The sequence below is a fragment of the Nocardiopsis sp. iso_237 genome, from assembly GCF_056173345.1.
The window spans coordinates 4,395,508-4,417,888 of record NZ_CM149669.1; the positions used below are offsets into that span (position 1 = coordinate 4,395,508).

19 protein-coding genes are annotated in these 22,381 nt (G+C 72.1%); 2 read left to right on the forward strand and 17 right to left on the reverse strand.

All coding sequences use genetic code 11. The annotated features are described in order from the left end of the window. Nucleotides 1-74 precede the first annotated feature (74 nt). Nucleotides 75-785: a maleylpyruvate isomerase N-terminal domain-containing protein gene (locus AC0VYM_RS20020; protein ID WP_475454430.1), complete on the forward strand. Its 711-nt coding sequence runs from the start codon at nt 75-77 to the stop codon at nt 783-785. 111 nt (nt 786-896) lie between these two features. Here AC0VYM_RS20020 and AC0VYM_RS20025 read toward each other — a convergent pair whose 3' ends face one another. From AC0VYM_RS20025 to gltB, 4 genes are all read right to left on the reverse strand, one after another. After that, nucleotides 897-1,790 carry a prenyltransferase gene (locus AC0VYM_RS20025; protein WP_475463127.1) on the reverse strand — a complete coding sequence of 298 codons (894 nt, stop codon included), beginning with the start codon at nt 1,788-1,790 and terminating at the stop codon, nt 897-899. A gap of 72 nt (nt 1,791-1,862) precedes the next feature. Continuing rightward, nucleotides 1,863-2,240, reverse strand: coding sequence for a DUF2784 domain-containing protein (locus AC0VYM_RS20030; protein ID WP_475454432.1), 378 nt, complete (start codon nt 2,238-2,240; stop codon nt 1,863-1,865). A gap of 64 nt (nt 2,241-2,304) precedes the next feature. Continuing rightward, nucleotides 2,305-3,759 carry a glutamate synthase subunit beta gene (locus AC0VYM_RS20035; RefSeq protein ID WP_475454434.1) on the reverse strand — a complete coding sequence of 485 codons (1,455 nt, stop codon included), beginning with the start codon at nt 3,757-3,759 and terminating at the stop codon, nt 2,305-2,307. Between the two features lie 27 nt (nt 3,760-3,786). Then, nucleotides 3,787-8,346: a glutamate synthase large subunit gene (gene gltB, locus AC0VYM_RS20040; RefSeq protein ID WP_475454436.1), complete on the reverse strand. Its 4,560-nt coding sequence runs from the start codon at nt 8,344-8,346 to the stop codon at nt 3,787-3,789. 575 nt (nt 8,347-8,921) lie between these two features. On the opposite strand from gltB, the gene AC0VYM_RS20045 reads away from it, so the two are divergent. Next, a complete protein-coding gene (locus AC0VYM_RS20045) occupies nt 8,922-10,742 on the forward strand; it encodes a bis-aminopropyl spermidine synthase family protein (protein ID WP_475454438.1) in 1,821 nt (606 codons plus the stop codon). A gap of 86 nt (nt 10,743-10,828) precedes the next feature. Here the strand turns inward: AC0VYM_RS20045 and AC0VYM_RS20050 are convergent, their stop codons facing one another. The 13 genes from AC0VYM_RS20050 to hisI all read right to left on the reverse strand — a co-directional run bounded on the left by AC0VYM_RS20050 (nt 10,829) and on the right by hisI (nt 22,282). Further along, the gene (locus AC0VYM_RS20050) at nt 10,829-11,707 is read right to left on the reverse strand and encodes a hypothetical protein (RefSeq protein ID WP_475463129.1); all 879 of its coding nucleotides are present in this window, start codon (nt 11,705-11,707) and stop codon (nt 10,829-10,831) included. Between the two features lie 368 nt (nt 11,708-12,075). Continuing rightward, nucleotides 12,076-13,251: a hypothetical protein gene (locus tag AC0VYM_RS20055; RefSeq protein WP_475454440.1), complete on the reverse strand. Its 1,176-nt coding sequence runs from the start codon at nt 13,249-13,251 to the stop codon at nt 12,076-12,078. Nucleotides 13,252-13,355: 104 nt separating this feature from the next. Continuing rightward, nucleotides 13,356-14,468 carry a prolipoprotein diacylglyceryl transferase gene (lgt, locus tag AC0VYM_RS20060; protein WP_475454442.1) on the reverse strand — a complete coding sequence of 371 codons (1,113 nt, stop codon included), beginning with the start codon at nt 14,466-14,468 and terminating at the stop codon, nt 13,356-13,358. 46 nt (nt 14,469-14,514) lie between these two features. Continuing rightward, nucleotides 14,515-15,507, reverse strand: coding sequence for a DsbA family protein (locus tag AC0VYM_RS20065; protein WP_475454444.1), 993 nt, complete (start codon nt 15,505-15,507; stop codon nt 14,515-14,517). A 77-nt stretch (nt 15,508-15,584) separates the two neighbouring features. After that, nucleotides 15,585-16,094 carry a MauE/DoxX family redox-associated membrane protein gene (locus tag AC0VYM_RS20070; protein WP_475454446.1) on the reverse strand — a complete coding sequence of 170 codons (510 nt, stop codon included), beginning with the start codon at nt 16,092-16,094 and terminating at the stop codon, nt 15,585-15,587. A gap of 363 nt (nt 16,095-16,457) precedes the next feature. Continuing rightward, entirely contained in the window at nt 16,458-17,270 is an 813-nt protein-coding gene (trpA, locus tag AC0VYM_RS20075) for a tryptophan synthase subunit alpha (protein ID WP_475454448.1), read from the reverse strand. After that, nucleotides 17,270-18,487, reverse strand: a complete 1,218-nt coding sequence (gene trpB / locus AC0VYM_RS20080; protein WP_475454450.1) for a tryptophan synthase subunit beta — start codon at nt 18,485-18,487, stop codon at nt 17,270-17,272. Before trpB ends, trpA begins: the two co-directional genes overlap by 1 nt. A gap of 257 nt (nt 18,488-18,744) precedes the next feature. Continuing rightward, nucleotides 18,745-19,551, reverse strand: a complete 807-nt coding sequence (gene trpC, locus AC0VYM_RS20085) for an indole-3-glycerol phosphate synthase TrpC (RefSeq protein WP_475454452.1) — start codon at nt 19,549-19,551, stop codon at nt 18,745-18,747. Nucleotides 19,552-19,765: 214 nt separating this feature from the next. Continuing rightward, nucleotides 19,766-20,299, reverse strand: a complete 534-nt coding sequence (locus AC0VYM_RS20090) for a DUF2752 domain-containing protein (protein WP_475454454.1) — start codon at nt 20,297-20,299, stop codon at nt 19,766-19,768. Between the two features lie 38 nt (nt 20,300-20,337). After that, on the reverse strand, nt 20,338-20,772 hold the full coding sequence (locus tag AC0VYM_RS20095; protein WP_475454456.1) for a CD225/dispanin family protein: 435 nt from the start codon (nt 20,770-20,772) through the stop codon (nt 20,338-20,340). A gap of 171 nt (nt 20,773-20,943) precedes the next feature. After that, nucleotides 20,944-21,228 (reverse strand): HGxxPAAW family protein, encoded by a 285-nt coding sequence (locus tag AC0VYM_RS20100; protein ID WP_475454458.1) that lies wholly within the window; start codon nt 21,226-21,228, stop codon nt 20,944-20,946. Further along, entirely contained in the window at nt 21,228-21,941 is a 714-nt protein-coding gene (locus tag AC0VYM_RS20105; protein WP_475454460.1) for a Trp biosynthesis-associated membrane protein, read from the reverse strand. Before AC0VYM_RS20105 ends, AC0VYM_RS20100 begins: the two co-directional genes overlap by 1 nt. Next, nucleotides 21,938-22,282, reverse strand: coding sequence for a phosphoribosyl-AMP cyclohydrolase (gene hisI / locus AC0VYM_RS20110; RefSeq protein ID WP_475454462.1), 345 nt, complete (start codon nt 22,280-22,282; stop codon nt 21,938-21,940). Before hisI ends, AC0VYM_RS20105 begins: the two co-directional genes overlap by 4 nt. Between the last annotated feature and the right edge of the window lie 99 nt (nt 22,283-22,381).

Here is a 22,381-nt window from a genome sequence, read left to right on the forward strand (position 1 = left end):
TGACCCTGCGTGACCGGTGTGGGATGGGGGTCGTGGCCGCGTGGCCGCGTTCGGCGTCCGGTGAAGGGGTTTCCGTGTTCGATCGTGCTGTGGTGGTGTCCGCTCTGCGTGCGGAGGTCGAGGTTCTGGAGGGGGTTCTGCTGGGCCTGTCGGAGCCCGAGGTGGTGTTGCCCACACGGTGTGCGCCGTGGGACGTGGCGGCGCTGTCGGTGCACACGGTGGGTTCGTTGCGCCAGGTGACGGTGGCCCTGGACGGGGACGCGCCGGGCGTGTCGGCTCCGCTGGTGTCGGCGGCGGGGTACTACGTGCCGGAGGTGCGGTTCTCTCCGGCGGTGAACTCGGCGCGGGTGGAGGGCGCCGTGGAGCGGGCGGCCCGGCGCGCGGACGCGGCCGAGCCTGGTCGGGTGCTGCGCGGGACCTGGGGCGCGTTGGCGGACCGGTTGGCGGGTGAACCGGAGACGCGGCGGATCGTGACGCGGCACGGGGACCCGATGCTGTTGACGGACTACCTGGTGACCCGTGTGGTGGAGTTGGTGCTGCACGGGGTGGACCTGGCGGACGCGCTGGGCCGGGAGCTGTGGACGGCGGGGGCCGCGTTGGACGTGGTCCGTGAGGTGCTGTTCGGGTCGGTGGCCCGGGAGGAGCTGGCGCGGGTGCTGCCGGACGGGGTGGGCGCGGAGGGTGCCTCGCTGGTGGCGGTGCGCGCGGTGACCGGGCGGTCGGGTTCCGAGGTGGACCGGGCGGTGTTGGAGGCGGCCGGGGTGACCTTCCTGGCGTTGGGCTGAGCGGCGCCGGTGCCTCGTGTGGCCCGCTCGTCGCCGCGGGCGGCGGTCCGGTGGCCCTGACCGCCGCCCCTCCCCTGGTCGGCGCTCCCCCGGCGCCGTCCCTCGGAATCCTCAGGCGGAGTGGCGGGGGCGGGGCAGGTCGGGCTGCACGTGGCCGTAGGCCCGCAGGATGCGGAGCCGCTGGATGGTGCGCATGCCCTCGCGTTCGAGGGTGGCGACGGTGTCCCAGTCGTCCCAGCAGGCGTCCCAGCCCCCGTCGGGGCGCTGTTGGTCCTCGAAGGCCTGGAGGTTGCGTTCGATCTCCTGGTCGGTGAAGAGCGGCCGGGCGATGTGGCCCGGGTGGGAGGCGAGGTCCAGCGGCGTGTGGACGTGTCCGGTGGCGCGCGGGTGGACGTCGATGACGGCGCGGATCATGTGGGCGAGGTGGTTCATCGCGACGACGGCGCGGGGACGGTCCGGGACGTGCTGGAGGAAGCAGCAGAGTCCGATGGCCTCGTGCGGGTTGGTCCACTTGAGGGCGTCGATGTGCTTCCAGCAGTAGGCCGTGGCGAGGTCGCGCCAGGGGTGGGTGATGTTGTTCTTGTGCAGGAGCCCGGTGATCATCGAGGTGACGTCGAGTCGGCTGCGGAAGTCGTCGTTGTGGCGGTACCAGGGCGCGGATTCGGTGTAGCGGGCGCTGGGGAGCGAGATCGGCAGCCCGCCGTCGTCGTTGCTGATGGTGGCGAGGTACCGGCACACGCCGACACCGATCTGTGCGGGGACTGGGCCGAGTTCGTCGAGGTAGCGCAGGGCGATCTCGGTGGCCACGGGCTGGCTGGCGTGGCCCCGCAGGTCGGGGTCGAGGCCGTTGCCGTAGCCTCCGTCGAGGTTGCGGTAGGCGGAGAGTGTGGCGCGGACGGGTTCGGCTGGTCCGCTCTGGAAGAGGTAGGCGAAGCGGTGCCGGTCGACGAGCCGGGCGCTGCGCATGGTGAAGTGTTCTGCTGCGCGGTACGAATCCCAGGTCACAACGGTCATGATTCGACGGTACGACCGTGTCCGGACGGGGAGAACAGCCCGGCCCTGATCCATTCGCGATCTTTACGCGGCGTTCTCGGGTCGCTTGCGTTGGAGGTGGAGGTAAAGGGCTCCGGCCCAGGACAGGGCGACGCTCAGGGCCACGAGGAGTTGGGCCGTGAGGAGGTGTTCGGCGGGGTAGACGACGCCGGTGAGGTAGTGCTCGATGAAGCCCTCGGGTGGGAGCCCGGCCAGTCCGGCGTTCCGGCGGCCCCAGTCCTCCAGGTGGGTGAGGGGGCACGGCCAGCCGATGACGGTGACGCCGAGGCCGTAGAGGGCGCAGGCCAGGTGGGGCCAGAACATGCGGGGCCAGCGCCAGGCCGGGAAGCCGCCGAGCGCGACGTAGGCGAGGAAGAGCAGGTGCAGGACCATGGCGCCCTCACCGATGACGCGGTACACCATGGGTCGATCGTAGGGCGCGTGCCGGGCGCGGGGACAGGCCCCCGCGCCCGGGTGGTGTCGTCTCCTACACGAGCGGGCGCTCGGTGGGCGGGATGGCCACCGGCAGGACGGTGTCCTGCGTCAGGTGGCGGTCCACCCCGGCCGCGGCGGAGCGGCCCTCCGCGATGGCCCAGACGATGAGCGACTGGCCGCGGCCCATGTCCCCGGCGCAGAAGACGCCGTCGACGGTGGTGCGGTAGTCGCTGTCGCGGACCACGTTGCCCCGCCCGTCGAGTTCGACGCCGAGCTGGTCGAGCAGGCCCTCCTTCTCGGGGCCGACGAAGCCCATGGCGAGGGTGACGAGGTCGGCGGGGATCTCCCGCTCGGTGCCCTCGACCGGTTCGAAGCCGTTGGGGCCGCGCTTGACCTCGACCAGCCTCAGGGCGCGGACGTTGCCGTCCTCGTCCCCGACGAACTCCAGGGTGTTGACGGAGTAGATCCGCCGACCGCCCTCCTCGTGGGCGCTGGTGACCTTGTACAGCATCGGCATGGTGGGCCAGGGCTGGTGGTCGGGGCGCGTGGCGGGGGGCTTGGGCATGATCTCCAGCTGGGTGACCGAGGCGGCCCCCTGCCGGTGGGCGGTGCCGACGCAGTCGGCGCCGGTGTCGCCGCCGCCGATGACGACGACGTGCTTGCCCTCGGCGTGGATGGGGGCGCGGTCGAGGTCGCCCTCCTGCACCCGGTTGGCCAGGGGCAGGTACTCCATGGCCTGGTGGATGCCGTTGAGTTCACGGCCGGTGGCGGGGAGGTCGCGCCACTGGGTGGCTCCGCCGGTGAGGACGACGGCGTCGTGGTCGGCCCTGAGCTGGTCGACGGTGACGTCGACGCCGACGTTGACGCCGGTGCGGAAGGCGGTGCCCTCGGCGGTCATCTGGGCGAGGCGGCGGTCGATGTGCCGCTTCTCCATCTTGAACTCGGGGATGCCGTAGCGGAGCAGGCCGCCGACGCGGTCGGCGCGCTCGTAGACGGTGACGTCGTGTCCGGCGCGGGTGAGCTGCTGTGCGGCGGCCAGCCCGGCGGGGCCGGAGCCGACGACGGCGACGGTGCGGCCGGTGCGGTGGGTGGGGGGCAGGGGCTTGACCCAGCCCTCCTCCCACGCGCGGTCGATGATGGAGACCTCGACGTTCTTGATGGTGACGGCGGGCTGGTTGATGCCGAGCACGCAGGCGGACTCGCAGGGCGCGGGGCACAGGCGGCCGGTGAACTCGGGGAAGTTGTTGGTGGCGTGGAGCCGTTCGATGGCCTCGGCCCAGTCGTGCGTGTACACGAGGTGGTTCCACTCGGGGATGAGGTTCCCGAGGGGGCACCCGTTGTGGCAGAACGGGATGCCGCAGTCCATGCAGCGCGAGGCCTGCTTGGTGACGGTGCCGCGGTCGAGGTCCTCCTGGACCTCGCGCCAGTCCTGGATGCGGACGTCGACGGGGCGGTGCCCGGGGAGCTCGCGCTCGGTGATCTTCAGGAAACCCTTGGGGTCAGCCATGGTTCCTCCTCCTCTCGTGTGCTGACTTCAGGACTGCGCGGAGGCCATGACGGCCTCGTCGACGTCGCGCCCCTCGCGTTCGGCCTCGGCCTGGGCGAGCAGGACGCGCTTGAAGTCGCGCGGCATGACCTTGGCGACGCGGTCGAGCCCCTTGGTCCCCTCGGCCAGGAGGCGTTCGGCGACGGTGGAGCCGGTCTCGGCGTGGTGGCGGGTGAGGACGCCGGTGAGGAACTCGCGGTCCTCGCCGGTGAGGTCCTCGATCTCGACCATCTCGGGGTTGACGCGTTCGGTGTCCAGGTCGAGGACGTAGGCGATACCGCCGGACATGCCCGCCGCGAAGTTGCGTCCGGTACGGCCGAGGATGACGGCGCGCCCGCCGGTCATGTACTCGCAGCCGTGGTCACCGATGCCCTCGACGACCGCGAGGGCGCCGGAGTTGCGGACGCAGAAGCGTTCACCGACGACGCCTCGGAGGAGGATCTCCCCGGAGGTGGCGCCGTAGCCGATGACGTTCCCGGCGATGATGTGTTCCTCGGCGGCCAGGGTGGAGGTCGCCGCGGGGCGGACGATGACGCGGCCGCCGGACAGGCCCTTGCCGACGTAGTCGTTGGCGTCACCGGACAGCCGCAGGGTGACGCCCCGGGGCACGAAGGCGCCGAAGGACTGTCCGGCGGATCCGGTGAAGGACACGTCGATGGTGCCGTCGGGCAGGCCGTCGGCGCCGTAGCGCTTGGTGACCTCGTGCCCGAGCATGGTGCCCACGGTCCGGTTGACGTTGCGCACGGGCAGTTCGAGGCGGACCGGCTGGCCGAAGTCGAGCGCTCCCTCGCTGAGCTGGATGAGGGTGTTGTCGAGCGCCTTGTCCAGGCCGTGGTCCTGGGTGCGCCGCCGGGCGCGGTGGTCTCCGGCGATAGGCTCGACCTCGTGCAGGATCGGGGAGAGGTCCAGGCCCTGGGCCTTCCAGTGGTCGACGGCCTCGACGGTGTCGAGCAGGTCGACGGAGCCGATGGCCTCGTCGAGGCTGCGGAAGCCGAGCTGGGCCAGGTACTCGCGGACCTCCTGGGCGATGAACTCGAAGAAGTTGACGACGTACTCGGCCTTGCCCGAGAACCGCTCGCGCAGGGCGGGGTTCTGGGTGGCCACGCCCACGGGGCAGGTGTCGAGGTGGCAGACGCGCATCATGACGCAGCCGGAGACGACGAGGGGCGCGGTGGCGAAACCGTACTCCTCGGCGCCGAGCAGGGCGGCGACGACGACGTCGCGTCCGGTCTTCATCTGGCCGTCGGCCTGGACGACGATGCGGTCGCGCAGGCCGTTCAGCAGCAGGGTCTGCTGGGTCTCGGCGAGGCCGAGCTCCCAGGGGGTGCCCGCGTGCTTGAGGGAGGTGAGCGGCGAGGCGCCGGTGCCCCCGTCGTGGCCGGAGATGAGGACGACGTCGGCGTGGGCCTTGGACACGCCGGTGGCGACGGTGCCGACGCCCGCTTCGGAGACCAGCTTGACGTGGACCCGCGCGGACGGGTTCGCGTTCTTGAGGTCGTGGATGAGCTGGGCGAGGTCCTCGATGGAGTAGATGTCGTGGTGGGGCGGCGGCGAGATGAGGCCGACGCCGGGCGTGGAGTGGCGGGTGTTGGCGACCCACGGGTAGACCTTGTGGCCGGGCAGCTGGCCGCCCTCGCCGGGCTTGGCGCCCTGCGCCATCTTGATCTGGATGTCGTCGGCGTTGCTGAGGTAGTGCGAGGTGACGCCGAAGCGGCCGGAGGCGACCTGCTTGATGGCGCTGCGGCGCAGGTCCCCGTTGGCGTCCGGGGTGAAGCGGGCCGGGTCCTCGCCGCCCTCTCCGGTGTTGGACTTGCCGCCGAGGCGGTTCATGGCGATGGCGAGGGTCTCGTGCGCCTCGGCGGAGATGGAGCCGTAGGACATGGCGCCGGTGGAGAAGCGCCTGACGATCTCCGAGACGGGCTCGACCTCGTCGATGGAGACGGGTTCGCGCACGCCCTCCTTGAGGCGGAAGAGGCCGCGGAGGGTCATGAGCCGGGCGGACTGGTCGTCGACCCTGTTCGTGTACTCCTTGAAGATCTCGTACTTGCGGCTGCGCGTGGAGTGCTGGAGCCGGAAGACGGTCTCGGGGTCGAACAGGTGGGGCTCACCCTCGCGCCGCCACTGGTACTCGCCGCCGACCTCCAGGCGCCGGTGGGCGTTGGGGTTGGCGGTGTGGGCGCGGCGGTGCCGGAGCGCGACCTCCTCCGCGAGGACGTCGAAGCCGACGCCGCCCAGGCGGGAGGTGGTGCCGGTGAAGCAGCGGTCGATGACCTCCTGGCCCAGGCCGAGCGCCTCGAAGATCTGGGCGCCGGTGTAGGAGCTGACCGTGGACACGCCGATCTTCGACATGACCTTGAGGACGCCCTTGCCGAACGCCTTGACGGTGTTGCGGACGGCCGTGTCGGCGTCGTCGACGCCGCCGAGGGTGCCGCGTTCGACCAGGTCCCGGACGGTCTCCAGGGCCAGGTACGGGTTGACGGCGGAGGCGCCGTAGCCGACGAGGAGGGCCACGTGGTGGCACTCGCGGACGTCGGCGGCCTCGACGAGGAGGCCGACCTCGGTGCGGGTCTTCTCGCGGACGAGGTGGTGGTGGACGGAGCCGGTGAGCAGCAGCGACGGGATGGGCGCGCGTGCGGCGTCGGCGCGGCGGTCGCTGAGCACGAGGATGTGCGCGCCGCCGTCGATGGCCTCGGAGACCTCGGCGTTGATCTCGTCCAGTCGGGCGGACAGGGACCGGCCGCCGCCGTCGACGGGGTAGGTGCCGTCGACGGTGAAGGTGCGCAGCGCGGGGTTGTCGCGCCCGGCGGCGACGATGGCGGCGAGCTGGGCCTGGTCGACGACCGGGGTCGGCAGGACGAGGCGCTGGGTGTCGCCCGGGGACGCCTGGAGGAGGTTGCCCTCGGCGCCGAGGAGCGTGGAGAGGCTGGTGACCATCTCCTCGCGGATAGCGTCCAGCGGCGGGTTGGTGACCTGCGCGAAGTTCTGCGAGAAGTAGTCGAAGAGCTGGCGCGAGCGCGCGGACAGCGCGGCCACCGGGGTGTCGGTGCCCATGGAGCCGATGGGTTCGGCGCCGGTGCGGGCCATCGGGGTGAGGATGATCCGCAGTTCCTCCTCGGTGTAGCCGAACACCTGCTGGGCGAGGTTGAGTTCGGTGACCGGGGTGGGTTCGGCGGCGGGGAGGTCGGCGAGGCGCAGGACGCCGGAGTCGATCCACTCCTGGTAGGGGTGTTCGGCGGCGAGTTCGGCCTTGATCTCCTCGTCCTCGATGATCCGCCCCTGGGCGGTGTCGACGACGAAGATGCGGCCGGGCTGGAGGCGTCCCTTGCGCACGACGGTGGCGGGGTCGATGTCGAGGACGCCGGCCTCGGAGGCGAGGACGACGAGGCCGTCCTCGGTGACCCAGTAGCGGCCGGGGCGCAGGCCGTTGCGGTCCAGGACGGAGCCGACGACGGTGCCGTCGGTGAAGGACACCGAGGCGGGGCCGTCCCAGGGCTCCATGAGGGTGGAGTGGTACTCGTAGAAGGCCCGGACGGCCGGGTCCATCTCGGTGTGGTTCTCCCAGGGCTCCGGGATCATCATGAGGACCGCGTGCGGCAGCGAGCGCCCGCCCAGGTGGAGCAGTTCGAGGGCGTCGTCGAAGGAGGCGGTGTCGGAGTCGTCGGGGTCGACGATCGGGAAGACGCGGGACAGGTCGCCGGGGATGAGCTCGGTGGCGAGCTTGGCCTCCCGGGACCGCATCATGTTCCGGTTGCCCTTGACCGTGTTGATCTCGCCGTTGTGGGCCACGTAGCGGAACGGGTGGGCGAGCGGCCAGGACGGGAAGGTGTTGGTGGAGAACCGGGAGTGCACCAGGGCCAGGCCGGAGGCGTAGCGCCGGTCGGACAGGTCCGGGAAGAACGGCTCCAGCTGCGGGGTGGTGAGCATGCCCTTGTACGCGATGGTGCGCGGGGACAGGCTCGGAAAGTAGACGTCGGCCTCGTGCTCCGCGCGCTTGCGGACGCAGTACGCGTGGCGTTCGAGGTCGATGCCGGTGAGGCCGTCGGTGGCGGTGCCGGGGGTGCCGGTGAGGAAGAGCTGCCCGAAGTAGGGCATGGCCTCGCGGGCGGCCGGGCCGCTGTACTGGGGCTCGAAGGGGACCTCGCGCCAGCCGAGGAGGGTGAGGCCCTCGTCGGCGACGATGGCGTTGATGGTCTCCACGGCGGCGGCGCGCTCGGCGGCGTCGGAGGGGAGGAAGCCGATGCCGGTGGCGTAGGCGCCCGCGGCGGGGAGGGCGAAGTCGCAGACCTCGGTGTAGAGGGCGTGCGGGATCTGGGTGAGGATGCCCGCGCCGTCGCCGTCGTCGGGGTCGGCTCCGGAGGCGCCCCGGTGGTCGAGGTTGCGCAGGACGGTCAGGGCCTTGCTGACGATGTCGTGGCTCTGGCGACCGGTGAGGTCGGCGACGAAGCCCACTCCGCAGGCGTCGTGCTCGAAGGCGGGGTCGTACAGGCCCTGGGGTGTGGCTTCTGCGTTCGTTCGGACGGACGAACGCCGCACGTTTCCAGCGGGCATCTGCCCTCCAGTCGTCTCTCGTCGGCTTCGTGAAAAGCGCATCGGGACGACGTTGGCCCTGCTGCGTGCGTGATGCTGTTGTGTCCGCCCGGGGGCGGGTCCCGACCGTGGGTCGCCCGGTCCGTGTCACCGTGTCGCGTACACGTCCTCGTGTCGCCGGTGTCGGTGGGCGTCCCGTTGTCGGGCAGGTTCTCTTATACAGGCTGGTCCGGCCCCGATGCGAATCGGAGGTCTAGACCAGGTGGCGCCGCGGTGCGCCGTGGCCCGTGGTGTGCCCGCTCCCTGCGGAGGGGCGCGGGTCCCTCTCGGACCGGGGTCCGATGAGAGCTGGCCTTGCGGGTTGTTCCACGAGGGAAATCCGCTAAACCTCCCAAAGGGGATGGAGGACCGTTCGCCGGTCGGATCTTCACCGGGCGTGAGACCGCGCCTGACCACCGCTTTCCCACGATACCCCGGGGCCGACACCTCTCCCAAGGGAGGACGGATCACACCGGGGAGTGACATCCCCCTCATCCGAGGCGGGCGGCCCCGGCCGTGGCACCTCCGGGGCGTCCTCGACGTGGGAGGATCACGGAATGGCAGGACACCCGACTTCCCCCGGCCCGGTCGATCCCGGAGCCGACTCCCCCGAGGCCGCCCGCGTGCCCGGCACCCCGGTGCCGGAGACCCACGCGGCCCCTCGGCGCGACGACCACCCGTCCCTCCCCGAGGCGGCGGAGGACTTCCTGCGCGAGCACGGGCCCGACGCGGCCCGGCCCAGGATGGTCCTGGAGCTGCTCTCCGACGGCCGTTGGTGGAGCGCCAACGACCTCGTGCGCGCCAGCGGTGTGGCGCACGCCGTGGTGGCGTCCCTCTTCAGGGCCCTGGAGACCGCGGGGGAAGTGGAGCGCGAGCCCGGGGGCGACCGGCGCCGTCTGTCGAGCCCCGTCCCGTACACCGGCGCGGCCGGGCCCACGCTGGCCGACCCGGTGGCCCACCTGCTCCCCGCCCATTCCCGGGCCGCCGAGGAACTGGCGCGGGCGGTGGCCGAGGGGCCCGCCTCCGACCTGGACCTGGACCACGTGTCCGCGACCGCCGAGACCGCGCTGCGCCGGGCCCTGTTCCTGGCCACCCGGTTCGACCTGCGCCATCGCACGCTCCTGTGCGTGGGCGACCACGACCTCACGTCCCTGGCGGTGGCCCTAGTGCGGCCGGAGGCACGGGTCCTGGTGGTGGACCTGGACGAGCGGGTGCTGGCCCACATCGACGCGGTGGCCGCGCGGTTGGGCCTGCCGGTGCGCACCCACACCGCCGACCTGCGGCTGGGGCTGCCCGCGTCGCTGCGGGAGGGCGCCGACCTGGTCTTCACCGATCCGCCGTACACCCCCGACGGGGTGGACCTGTTCGTGCGGCGCGGGGTGGAGGGGCTGGCCGACCCCCGGCGGGGGCGTGTGCTGGTGGCCTACGGCGCCAGCGAGACCACGCCCAAGCTGGCGGCGGCGACCCAGGCGCGCATGGTGCGCTCGGGGCTGCTCCTGGAGGCGGTGTGGCCGGACTTCAACCGCTACCTGGGCGCGGAGTCCATCGGTGCGGCCAGCGACCTGTACGTGCTGCGTCCGCTCGCGCGCACCCTGCCCTCCCCCGGCGGTGACTCCTCTCGGGTGTACAGCCAGGGGGTCAACGCCAAGGAGGCGCGCGGCGGTCTGGACGCGGAGCGGGCCACCGCCGTGCTGGAGCGGGTCGCGGAGCTGACCGGCTCCGTCCCCGCGCGTGACGGCGCCGAGGACGGCGACACGGCGGAGGCTCCCTCGCTGGTCGGGGACTGGCCGCGTGAGGTGGCCGGGGACCCCCGGGTGCGCCTGTCCACGTGGATGGACTCCCCCACCGCCGTCGGCCCCCGGGCCGTGGTCAACCTCACCGGCGGTTGGGAGCGGTTGGCGCCCCGTGTGGCGCTGGCGGCCACCGCCGACGACACCTTCGTGCTGGTGCCCTCGTCCTCGCGCTGGGTGCGTGACGAGGCGGGCCAGAAGGGGTTCCGTGCCCTGGTGGAGCCCGCGTTCCGGGTCCGGTTCCTGCGGGGCGTGGGCGCCGCGGACCTCACCGCGATCCGGTGCACCCGCGCCGCGCCCGGCGCGGGCGCCGACCGTCTGCTGGCCCACGTCCAGGGCAGGTCCCACGGGACGCTGACGGCGACGCTGCGCACGGGCCTGGTGGAGGCGGCGGCCCAGCGGGGACGACCCATCAACAAGCGCACGGCCCGGCACGCGGTGGCCGCGGTCCCGGGCTGGGTGGCCGGGCACACCCTGCTGGACCTGCCCGAACACCGGTTCGCGGAGCTGCGCGCGGTGGCCTCGGACCTGGTCTCCCGGGTCGACGAGGCGGGGGCGGACCCGAGCCGGGCCGACGGCGCGGACTGAGCCGGTCCGGTCCACGAACGCGGGCGGGGCCCGGTGGGAGGTCGTTCCCACCGGGCCCCGCCCGTGTGTTCTGGGGGGTGGCGCCGCTACTGGCCGGGCTGCGTCGGCGTCTCGACCGTGCCGTCGGCCGGGGGCGGGTCCTCGACCAGTTCCTGGTCGGTGCCCTCCACGGCGCCCTCACCCGTACCGGTTCCGTCCCCGGTGCCGTCCTCGGTTCCCGTGCCCTCACCGGCTCCGGGCGCGGTCTCCTCGCCGCCGAGCTCACCGATCCGGCGGAAGAACGGGTTGCGGAAGTTGGCCAGGGTCACCAGCGGGGTGACCAGGCTGACCCGCTCGTCGACCGACTCGGAGTCGGTGGGCTGGACCCAGATCACCACCAGGTAGTGGCCGGTGATGATGGCGTCGGCGGCGCTGTAGCCGCTCCCGAGGCGGTCGAGGGGGTCCTCACCGGACGGGGAGAGCACGAAGCCGGGGTCGACGGGCTGCTCGTCCTCCTCGGCCTCGGGCAGTTCCATGGCCTCGGCCACGGCACGGCTGCCCTCGATGTCGGCGAGGTTGAACACCGCGACCACACCGAAGACGTCGTCCTCGGACATGTAGGTGGCGCGGCCCGCCTGCGTGCAGTCCGCGTCGGAGAGCGCCTGCCGCACCTGGTCGCCCCAGACCGCCGCCGAGCAGTCCTCGGTCAGGTCCGAGTCGCGCAGGGTGAAGTCCAGGCTCTGACCGGAGATCTCGGAGTTGTGGCGCTCGAAGAGCTCGCCCTCGTTGAGCGGCCGGGTGTCCTTCTCCCGGGAGGACAGCACCGCGTTCATGTTGCTGTCCTGGGAGTCCTGGACCTTGTACAGGGCCGGTCGGGTCTCCTGGGCGGCCTGCTCCTCCCCGCCGTCTCCGGAGAACTGGAAGAAGAGCACCGTGCCCAGGGCGATGAGCGCCACGACCAGCACGCCGACCAGGATAGTCAGCATCCCGCCGAAGCGGCGGGCCTCCTTCTTGCGTCGGCCTCCGCCCTTGCGGCGTCCGCCCTCGCGGTTCTCGGACCGGCTCCGGTCCGCCTGGGCGGGGAGTTCGGCTGGCTCGCTGTCTTTCCTCCGGCGGCCCGGCCTGCCAGGCGTCGACGGTTCAGAAGGGGACACCCAAAGGACCTTTCCGTGGATGCGGGCCGGTCACGTGACGTGACCGGCCCGGCTGCGCTCGGGAACGGCGGGGGGACGCCTCCCGCCTGGTGTCGACCCCGGGGCCGTGTTCCCTGAAATCAGGGGAACACACCCCGGCGGGCGGGTCGATCTGTCCGAGATCCTATCGGGGCGTCCGACGGGGCCGGACAGACCGGCTCCTACTCGCCCTCCTCCTCCGGCTTGTGCGCGACGACCTCGTCGTAGACGAAGCTGAAGGCGCTCTGCGAGACCACGCTGGCGGTGGCCAGACCCGAGTCGTCCCCGGGCAGGGAACCGTCGGTGCGCGCGACCCAGTAGACGGCCAGGTAGTGGCCCATCACCTGGGTCGTGGCCTGGCTGTAGCCCTCCTGGAGGCCCTCGACGCCGTCGATCTCACGGGACAGCAGGAAGCCGGCCCCGGTCTCGACGTTGGTCGGGTCCATGGCGGCCGCCACCTCGGCCGCGCCCTCGGTGTCGGAGAGGTCGAACAGGGTCACCTGGGCGACGTAGTCGTCCTTGGAGTCGGTGTACACCCCGGAGGCCGCGTTGAGGCAGTTGGCGTCCAGGAGGCTCTGACCGAGCTCCTCGCCCCACACCAGCGAGGTGCAGGAGTCGGTGACCTCGGACTCCTGGAGCTCCAGCTTCATCCCGGCCATGTCGAGTTCCTCGACCGGTCCGAAGACGGACTCGTCGGTCATGGGCTCGACGTCGTCGGGGCGGTTCGCGATGGCGCCGAACACCTCGGGCCGGTCCGGCTCGAACAGGTACAGCTCCGGAGTGATGGTGCTGTGCCCCTCGGGCGGCGCGACGATGCTCTCCTCACCCCGGTCGGTGTTGCCGCCGGTCCCGGTGACGAGCTGGTAGGTCAGCAGGCCCAGGAGTGCGACCAGGGCGATACTGAAGGCGCCCAGGAGCACTCCGAGCACGGCGGTGCCGCGCTTGCGCTTGCTCTGTTCAGCGAGGGTGTAGACGATCTGGTTGGGCCGGTCGCCCAGGACCGACACCTTCTTGATCGCGGACGCGGAGAAGGCGGAGACGCGTCCCACGCCCTTCCTGTCCTTGCGGCGGCCCTTGCGGCCGGCGGAACGCCCGGCCTCCTGCTCCGAGCCCTCCTCGCCCTCGTGGTCGTCCTCGTACCCGGTGTCCGGGTCGTCCTCGTGGTCGTCGTACTCGGCGTCAGGGCGGGGCTGGGTGTGGCCGTACTCGGCGGAGAAGTCCTCCTCCGGGTCGTACTGCTCCTCGTACCCGTCCTCGGGGCCGTAGTCGTCGACGTGCTCTTCGGTGTGGGCGCTGTCGGCGCGACGTGACCCGCCGCGCCGACGTCTGCGTCCGTGACCGGAATCGGCTCTGCTCACGGTCTTTCTCAATCGTCAACCCGTGGTCTGCTCGACTGGTGCGGGCTTCGTCGTACGGCGCGCTCGGCCACGGGCCGGTGCGCCGGTTTTCGGAATGTCCCGCTCTACTCGGGCTTCGACCCGGAGTTGCCTTCCGCGCCGTCGGCGCCGTCCTCCGCCGAGCCCTCGCTACTAGATCGCTCAGGGCTCGGGTGGTATTCCGTCCCGGCCCCCTCGGATGAGCCCGTGGCCTGGTCGAACACCGAGTCGTCGCCGTCGACGGCGCTGTAGACGGTGCCTTCGTCGGCCTTCTCGTCGGAGGATGTGTCTCCGAACACCTGGGTCCCGGCGTCCTGCCCGTGGGGGACGACGGAGGCGGAGAAGGAGTCGAGGCGGCGGCCGGCCCAGACGAAGTAGGCGAGGGCGCCGAGGAACACCGCGATGGAGGTCCAGTTGTTCAGGCGCAGGCCGAAGAAGTCGTTGGCCGGGTCGACGCGCAGGTACTCGATCCAGAAGCGGCCGACGCAGTAACCCATGACGTAGACGGCGAAGAGGCGTCCGCCCTGGAGGGAGCCCTCGAAGCGGCGGCCGAGGTAGGCCAGCAGGACCGCGAGGACCAGGCACCACAGGGACTCGTAGAGGAAGGTCGGGTGGTAGGTGGTGACGCCGACCTCCATGCCCGCCCGCATGTGGCCCTCGGGTGTGGGGTAGATCTCCAGGGCCCAGGGCAGGTCGGTGGGGCGCCCGAAGAGCTCCTGGTTGAAGTAGTTGCCCCAGCGGCCGATGGCCTGCGCCAGGGGGAGGGTGGGGGCGATCGCGAAGGAGAGCTTGGACATGGACAGCCCGCGTTTGCGGGCGACCAGCCACACGCCGACGGCGCCGAGCGGGATGGCGCCCCAGATGCCCAGGCCGCCCTCCCACACGTACAGGGCGCGGATGGCCTCGCGGTCCGGCCCGAAGTACAGGTGGGCGTCACTGATGACGTGGTAGAGGCGACCGCCGACCAGACCCAGGATCACGGCCCAGACGGCCATGTCCATGATGGTGCCGGGCTCACCGCCCATCGCCTTCCAGCGGCGCTCGCTCCAGTAGACCGCGACGATGACCCCGGCCAGGATGCACAGGGCGTAGAAGTGGATCTGGAACGGCCCGATGGGGATCGAGTTGATCTCGGGGCTGGGAATGGCCGCGAGGGCGCGGCCGACCTCGGCCGCGCCCTCGGAAGCTGTCGACGACAATGTCACTGCTCTGCTCTCGGGTTCGCCCCGCGTGCGGGGGTGGTGATCAGGGGTTCTCCTCCGCGTCACCCCCGCCGTCGGCATCCCTGGGCTCGGTGCTGACCTCGCCGTCGCCCGCGGCGGCGATCGCGTCGGCCAGGCCCCTGGTGCTCATGGCGGTGTTGCCGTCGAGCAACTCGCCGTTGATGTAGACGGAAGGCGTGGCGCGGAACTCGTTGGCTCCGCTGTAGCGAGTGTAGGCCTTCCCTGTGGCGTCGATGATCTCGCCCGTGTAGGTGCCCTCCAGGAAGGACGCGTCGTGTCCGTTGCCCTCTCCCCAGCTGATGAGGTCGGACAGGACCATGGTCCCGATGTTCTCCTGGCCGATCTGCTCGGTGGCGTCGGCGGTGAGGGCGGGCAGGTACTCCTCGGTGAACTCCTTGACGACCTCGGCCTCAGCGTCGACGCGGTCGTCGAAGGCCTGGGCGTCCTCGTCGGAGGCCCCGGTGTCGCGGAACCACTGCTTGAGCTCGTCGACGTTGAAGCCCTCCTTGCCCTCGGTGGGCTGATTCTCGAACAGGGTGTCGTTGTACTCGACGAAGACGCCGTAGTCGGCGGAGGCGCGGGCGGCGGCACCGGCGCGCAGTGAGTTCGAGCTGATGGGGACGGGCTGCTGGGCGAAGATACTCACGGGCCGGTAGTGGACGATGGCGGCGCCCGCGGCGGCCTGTTCCTTGAGGACGTCGCCGCCGAAGTGCTCGAACTGGCGGCAGGCGGGGCACTGGTAGTCGGCGTAGACCTCGACGACGGGAGCGGAGGCGTCCGGCTCGGCCATCACGACGCTGCCGTCCTCCTGGAGGGTCTGGTCGGCCAGCGGGCCCTCGTAGCCCTCGCTGCGTTCGGAGGTGAGGACGGCGTAGCCGATCCCGACGACGAGCAGGACCACGGCCGCGGCGGCGCCGACGACGATGAGGGTCCGGTTGCGTTTGGCGGCCCGCTTCTCCTTCTCCCGCTGTTCCCTGAGCTTCTCGCGGGAGCGCTTGCGCGCTTCACTCCCCATGGTGTTCCTCTGTTTCTGGCTTTCTGGAGGTGGTCGACCGTCGCGTTCGGGGTGCCGGGGGCACCGGTTCTCCGGGACTAGCGGAAGAGGCCGAGCGCGCGGTCAAGGGCGAAGGGGGACCGGGGCCAGAGCGCGATGAAGGCGCCCATGGCCGCGAAGGCGACGTCGCGTGCGATGGAGAGCCCGTAGGTGGTCTCGCCGGGGTCGACCTGTCCGCCGCCGCCGAAGCAGCCGCAGTCGATGTTGAGGCCGCGGGCCATGGCGGAGAGGATCCCGGCGATGAAGACGACCATGAGGAGGGCGCCGACGGCGCCGACCTGCCGGGTGGCCAGGCCCGCGAGGAGGAGCAGGGCGAGGGCGAGCTCGAAGAGCGGCAGGAGGTAACCGATGAGTTCCGCGATCTCGGCGGGGAAGAGGTCGTAGGCCTCGACCGCCTGGACGGAGAGGGCGGGCGGGAACTTGGTGACGGCCGCGGTGATGAGGACGGCGGCGAGGCCGACCCGGCAGGCGAGGGTGAGCCAGGGTTGGACGGTCTCCCAGCGCCCGGCGGGCTGGGTGGTGGGGGCGTCGTCGTGGGTGTCCGTCATCTGCGAGGCCTTCGGGAGTGGGGGTCGGTCGTCCGCGCTCATGGCACTGGGTGCGTGCCTTGTCGCTCTTCGTGTTGGAACAAAGCCTACTGTGTGTAGTGAGTTGGTGGCACGGGGCATCGGAACCGGGGAGTGCGGCGGGGGCCGCGCTTCCGGGACCCCGCCATCACACCACCCGGAGACCTTGCGGGTGACCGGTTCGCGGGGATCGGGCGTCCCCTCTCACCCGATTCTCACCCTCTTAACCCTGCGCTTGACCTGCTCGGAGGCTGAGGGCGCGGACACGGGAACGGTGGGCCGCGCCGTGTCGGCGCGACCCACCGTGGGGTTCCTGACGCGTGGCCGGTCGGCCCTTCCGAGGGACTAGCGGGAGCGCACTCCGGCGGCGAGCTCCTCCGCGAAGGAACGGACGGCGACGAGTCCGGTCTCCAGGTCCGGGGCGTCCAGGACGCGCTGGCAGAACCCGGCGCCCACGATGACGCCGTCGGCGTAGCCGGCGACCTCGGCGGCCTGCGCGGCCGTGGAGATCCCCAGCCCCACGCAGATCGGCAGCCCGGACTCGCGGGTGACCTCACGGGTGCGGCGCACCAGGGTCTCGGCGGTGTCGGCCACCTGGGCGCGGGTGCCGGTGACGCCCATGAGCGAGGCCGCGTAGACGAACCCGCTGCACGCGCCGGTGGTGAGTGCGAGGCGCCGGTCCGTGGAGGAAGGGGCCACCAGGAAGATCCGGTCGAGCCCGGCCTTCTCGGAGGCGGCGTACCACTCCTCGGCCTCCTCGGGGATGAGGTCGGGGGTGATGACCCCGGCCCCGCCCGCGTTGGCGAGTTCGGTGGCGAAGCGCTCGACGCCGTAGCGCTCGATCGGGTTCCAGTACGACATGACCAGGGCGGCGGCGCCGGTGGCGGCGGTCGCCTCCACGACGCGGAAGACGTCGTCGGTGGTGGTGCCCGAGGCCAGCGCCCGGTCGGCGGCCCGCTGGATGGTGGGTCCGTCCATCATGGGGTCGGAGTAGGGCAGGCCGACCTCGACGACGTCGCACCCGCCCTCGACCATGGCCTCGATGACCCGGATCGAGGACTCGACGTCGGGGAACCCGGCGGGCATGTAGCCGATGAGCGCGGCGCGGTCGGCCTCTCGGGCCTGGGCGAGCCTGTTCTGGAGTGTGGTCGCGGGCATCAGGCCTGTCCCTCCGAGTCGACGAGGCCGAAGTAGGCGGCCGCGGTGTTGACGTCCTTGTCGCCGCGCCCGGAGAGGTTCACCAGGATCACGGCTTCGGGCCCGAGGCGCCGGCCGAGCCGGATCGCCCCGGCCAGGGCGTGGGCGCTCTCGATCGCGGGGATGATGCCCTCGGTGCGGCAGAGCAGCCGGAAGGCCTCCATGGCCTCGGTGTCGGTGACGGGCTCGTAGGTCGCCCGGCCGGTGTCCGCCAGGTAGGCGTGTTCGGGGCCCACCGCCGGGTAGTCGAGCCCGGCGGAGATGGAGTGGCTGGGCAGGGTCTGCCCGAACTCGTCCTGGAGGACGAAGGTACGCGCTCCGTGGAAGACGCCGTGGCTGCCCGCGGTGATGGAGGCGGCGGTCTCGTCGGTGTCGGCACCCGCTCCCCCGGCCTCGAACCCGTAGAGGGCCACGCTCTCGTCGGGGATGAAGGCCGCGAAGATCGCGATGGCGTTGGAGCCGCCGCCGACGCAGGCGGCGACGGCGTCGGGGAGCCTGCCGGTGAGGTCGAGGACCTGCTGGCGGGCCTCGGCGCCCACGGTGAAGTGCAGGTCGCGGACGAGCTTGGGGAAGGGGTGTGGACCGGCGGCGGTGCCGAAGAGGTAGTGGGTGTGGTCGACGTTGGCCACCCAGTCGCGGAAGGTCTCGTTGATCGCGTCCTTGAGGGTGCGGCTGCCGATGGTGACCGGGACGACCTCGGCGCCCAGCATGCGCATGCGGGCGACGTTGAGCGCCTGCCGCCTGGTGTCCTCCTCCCCCATGTAGATGACGCAGTCCAGGCCCATGAGGGCGCAGGCGGTGGCGGTGGCCACGCCGTGCTGTCCCGCGCCGGTCTCCGCGATCACGCGGGTCTTGCCCATGCGCTTGGTGAGCAGCGCCTGGCCCAGCACGTTGTTGATCTTGTGCGAGCCGGTGTGGTTGAGGTCCTCGCGCTTGAGCAGGACGCGCGCGCCGCCCGCGTGCTCGGAGAAGTTGCGGGCCTCGGTGAGGAGGCTGGGGCGGCCCGCGTAGCTCTTGAGGAGTTCGTCGAACTCGGCGTGGAAGGCGGGGTCGTCCTTGGCCCTGGCCCACTCGGCCTCGACCTCGTCGAGGGCCGCGATGAGGGCTTCGGGGGCGAACCGGCCGCCGAAGCGGCCGTAGTGCCCGCGCTCGTCGGGTACCGGTTGGGCGTGGCTCATGGGAAGTTCTCCTGGGAAGAGGAGGCCGAGCGCGCGGGTCGGCCCGGGGCGTCGCGCCACGGGAGCCGCGCGCCGACCGGCCGTGCGCCGCCTGGCTCGGGCGGCGCGGGTTGGTTCGGGTCGACGCGGCGACGGGAACCCGTGGGACGTGCCTACGGGCTCCCTAGAGCCATCGCCATCGGCGCCGGAGCGTGCGCGCGGGCGTGTGCCGCGCGGGCTCCGTGTACGCCTTCGTCGGTCCCATCGTGTTCGTCCCGTCAGTTCCGGTCGCGCAGCGCGGGGTGGGCACCGGCGGTCACCAGGTCGGCGACGGCCTCGCGCGGGTTCCGTCCCCGGACGAGGCTCTCGCCCACGAGGACGGCTCCCGCTCCGGCACCGGCGTAGGCCAGCAGGTCGTGCGGGCCCCGGATGCCGGACTCCGCGATTCTGACGCGGTCGGCCGGGATGAGGGGGGCGAGCCGGGCGAAGGTGTCCCGGTCGACCTCCAGGGTCTTGAGGTTGCGCGCGTTGACGCCGATGACGGTCGCTCCGGCGTCCAGGGCGCGGGCGACCTCCTCCTCGTCGTGGACCTCGACCAGCGGGGTCAGGCCCAGCGAGCGGGCGCGTTCGACGAGGGAGACCAGGGCGTCCTGGGGCAGGGCGGCGACGATGAGGAGGATCGCGGAGGCGCCGAAGACGCGGGCCTCCCACAGCTGGTAGGAGCTGACGACGAAGTCCTTGCGCAGCAGAGGGGTATCGACGGCGGCGTGCACGGTGCGCAGGTCGTCCAGGCTGCCGTTGAACCGGCGCCCCTCGGTGAGCACGCTGATCCAGCTGGCGCCGCCGGCCTCGTAGTCGCGGGCCAGCGAGGCGGGGTCCGTGATGGAGGCGAGCGGGCCCTTGGAGGGGCTGGCCCGCTTGACCTCCGCGATGACGTGGACGCCCGGGCGGCGCAGGGCGGCCTCGGCGTCCTTGGGGACGGGCACCGACTCGGCTTGGGCCTTGAGGCGGTCCAGGGGCAGTTCCGCCTGTCGCTGCGCCAGGTCAGCGCGTACTCCGTCGAGGATCTCGTCGAGCACGCTCACAGGTTCTAGCTCCCTCGTCCATGGTTGCGGTTCGCGGTGGCCGGTCCGGAGGCGGACGCGGCCGGTCCGATCGGGTGCGGGCTCGGGGCCGTCACACCGTGTGCTGGTCATCGTATCCACCCTCGGCGGCCGTGGGGCCGCCGCCCCCGGGTCACCACGCCGGAGGAATCCGTGCGATGGGGCAGGAACCCGCCCCATCGGGGCGGGCCCGGCCTCACCAGGTCGGCAGAAGCGGGGTGCCTGGGGCGAGGAAGGAGAACCACGGGAGGTTGCGGGCGATCCAGAAGACCACGAAGGCGACGAGGAGCGTCCAGACGAACCAGGTGGGGGCCGGTAGGGGCGGTCTCGCGCGCGGGCGCAGGGTGCCGATCAGCCAGGCCGCGTAGGTGAGGGCGAGGTAGGGCAGGAGCAGCACCAGGAGCGGGTTCATGCCGAGGGCGCCGACGACGTCCAGGTGGGTGAGGAGGGCGACGGCGCGCATGGTTCCGCAGCCGGGGCAGAACGTGCCGGTGAGGAGCAGCCAGGGGCAGGTGGGGTAGTTGCCCGGTTCATTGGGGTCCACCAGGTGGAGGAGGACGAGCCCGGACAGCCCGAGCAGCCCCAGGGAGACCGGCCAGGTCGCGGGGTGGATCCGCTGGACGAGACGGGAGACCCTGCCCGGGGCGCCCTCCCCGGCCGGGGCCGCGGGCACGTCCGGGAGGGACGGGGCGGGGGCCGACCGGCGGGCGGGTTCGTCGTCGTGCTGCACGTGCCCACCCTACCGGCGGCCGCGTCCGCGCACCCGGGTCACATCATGAGCGCGGAGACACCGAAGCCGAGGAACATCAGCAGGTAGAAGAGGAAGAAGAGCGCCGTGACCACGAAGCAGCAGAGGCCGATGATGCCGAGGATCTTCGCGGTGTTGGCCGCGGACTCCGCACCGACGTAGTCACCGATGTGCCACTTGCTGCTGACCTGGAGCGCGAAGATCAGGCCGATGATGCCGATGATGCTCGTCATGCCGAGACACCCGAAGATACCCAGGATGTTGAAGACCAGGTAGTTCTTGGGCGGGTCGGACGCGGGCGGCTGCGCCCCGTAGGGTCCGGGCACGCCGTAGGGCGGCACGGGCGGACCGTAGTGCCCCTGCGGCTGGCCGTACTGCGGGACCGGCGGACCGTAGCCGCCGGTGGACTGGTCGTAGCCCGAGGGATCGCCCGGGGGCGGAGGACCGTAACTCATGGGTGGTGTCCTTCCGGACATGTGTCGGCCGAGGGGCGAGGGGGAGACCGGAACCCGCTCGACCTGCGGGTCGGCGGCGGAGCCGGTGAGGTGAATGTACCCGCCCCGGAGGCACCCGTCCATTTCCGTGGCCCACGCGCGGTGGGCCACGGACGCTCCGGACGGAGGGGACTACTGAGCGGTGACGGCGGCCTCGCGGCCGGCCTCCCACTCCTCGCGCGTCGGCGGGACCGGGCGGGGCTCCTTGCGGCCCAGGCCGACCTTCTTCATGACACCGGCGACGGCGGCCAGGGCGATGCTGGCGACCAGGGCGATGACGGTCCAGGTGATCAGGGCGCCGCCGAAGATGATGGCGACGGCGGCCACGGTCCAGGCGACGATCCAGGAGACGGTGAGGAACCAGGCGGACACGGTGTTGCCGTGGTCGTCGTGCTCTTCGTGGTGGGCGTCGGCCATCAGGGGCTCTCCTTGGGTTGGGCTGGCGACTCGGCCAGCGGTGCGGGTTCGGTGTCGCCACCGGCTTCGGTGCGGGCCGCCGGTTCGGTTCCGGCGGACCCGCCGGACTCCGGGGCGCCAAGAGTGGGGTCGTCACCGGCGTCCAGCGATTTCCACAGGTCGGCTGGTGTCTCCGCCTGGCGCGGACGCGGTGCGGCGTCCCGATCGTACCGGTTTCCCATGCCGGGCCAGGCAGGGGCACGCGCTACCGAGACCAGGCCGCTCAGGACCAGCAGGACCGCCCCGGCCGCGCCCATCACGGGGCCGAGGGCGTGGATCTCCGGCGCTCCGGCGCTCTGCGCGGCGCCCCCGGTGTCGGAGGCCAGCCGGGTGACGGCGTCGGCCAGGACGCCGGGGCGGGTGGCCGACCACAGGGAGGTGAGTGCGAACACACCGCAGGCCGCGATGAGCAGCGCCACGACGCGACGGGCCCAGGAGCGGGCCGCGTACAGGCCCACGATCCCGGCGAGCCCGGCCCAGCCCAGGCCGCGCAGGGCCCCGGTGAGGTCACCTCCGGTGAGGTCCACGGGGACGGCGGCGACCGGTCCGGGCGAGGCGAGCTCGCCGGTGACCCACACGCGCCCGGAGGCGGCCAGCATGAGCGCGGCCCCGGCGGCCAGGGCGAGCGTGGCCACGCCGTACTCGCGCCGGGCGCGGGCGGTGGCGCGGGTCACAGCAGCTGCCCGGCGTCGAAGCAGGTGCGGTCCCCGGTGTGGCAGGCGGCTCCGGTCTGGTCGACGCGGACCAGGAGGGTGTCGCCGTCGCAGTCGAGTGCGACGGAGACCACGCGCTGGGTGTTTCCGGAGGTGGCGCCCTTGACCCAGTACTCGCCCCGGCTGCGCGACCAGTAGGTGGCGTCGCGGGTGGTGAGGGTGCGGTGCAGGGCCTCGTCGTCCATCCAGGCCAGCATGAGGACCTCCCCGGTGTCGTGCTGCTGCACGACGGCGGGGACCAGGCCGTCCGCGGTGCGCTTCAGGCGTGCGGCGATGTCCGGATCGAGGTTGGTGGCGCTCATGCCTCCAGGTTATGGCCGCCGTCCGCGCTCTGCCCACCGGGTGCGGGTTGACGCCGGTCACTCCCCTCGATCCCCCCGGGCGCGGGTGGGGGGATTAGA

Excerpts from the sequence above, each read along its gene's own strand:
- AC0VYM_RS20030 (WP_475454432.1), bottom strand. The coding sequence starts at position 2,240 with ATGGTGTACCGCGTCATCGGTGAGGGCGCCATGGTCCTGCACCTGCTC.
- AC0VYM_RS20035 (WP_475454434.1), bottom strand. The coding sequence starts at position 3,759 with ATGGCTGACCCCAAGGGTTTCCTGAAGATCACCGAGCGCGAGCTCCCC.
- gltB (WP_475454436.1), bottom strand. The coding sequence starts at position 8,346 with ATGCCCGCTGGAAACGTGCGGCGTTCGTCCGTCCGAACGAACGCAGAA.
- AC0VYM_RS20045 (WP_475454438.1), top strand. The coding sequence starts at position 8,922 with ATGGCAGGACACCCGACTTCCCCCGGCCCGGTCGATCCCGGAGCCGAC.
- AC0VYM_RS20050 (WP_475463129.1), bottom strand. The coding sequence starts at position 11,707 with ATGCTGACTATCCTGGTCGGCGTGCTGGTCGTGGCGCTCATCGCCCTG.
- AC0VYM_RS20065 (WP_475454444.1), bottom strand. The coding sequence starts at position 15,507 with ATGGGGAGTGAAGCGCGCAAGCGCTCCCGCGAGAAGCTCAGGGAACAG.
- AC0VYM_RS20070 (WP_475454446.1), bottom strand. The coding sequence starts at position 16,094 with ATGACGGACACCCACGACGACGCCCCCACCACCCAGCCCGCCGGGCGC.
- trpA (WP_475454448.1), bottom strand. The coding sequence starts at position 17,270 with ATGCCCGCGACCACACTCCAGAACAGGCTCGCCCAGGCCCGAGAGGCC.
- trpB (WP_475454450.1), bottom strand. The coding sequence starts at position 18,487 with ATGAGCCACGCCCAACCGGTACCCGACGAGCGCGGGCACTACGGCCGC.
- AC0VYM_RS20095 (WP_475454456.1), bottom strand. The coding sequence starts at position 20,772 with ATGAGTTACGGTCCTCCGCCCCCGGGCGATCCCTCGGGCTACGACCAG.
- AC0VYM_RS20100 (WP_475454458.1), bottom strand. The coding sequence starts at position 21,228 with ATGGCCGACGCCCACCACGAAGAGCACGACGACCACGGCAACACCGTG.
- hisI (WP_475454462.1), bottom strand. The coding sequence starts at position 22,282 with ATGAGCGCCACCAACCTCGATCCGGACATCGCCGCACGCCTGAAGCGC.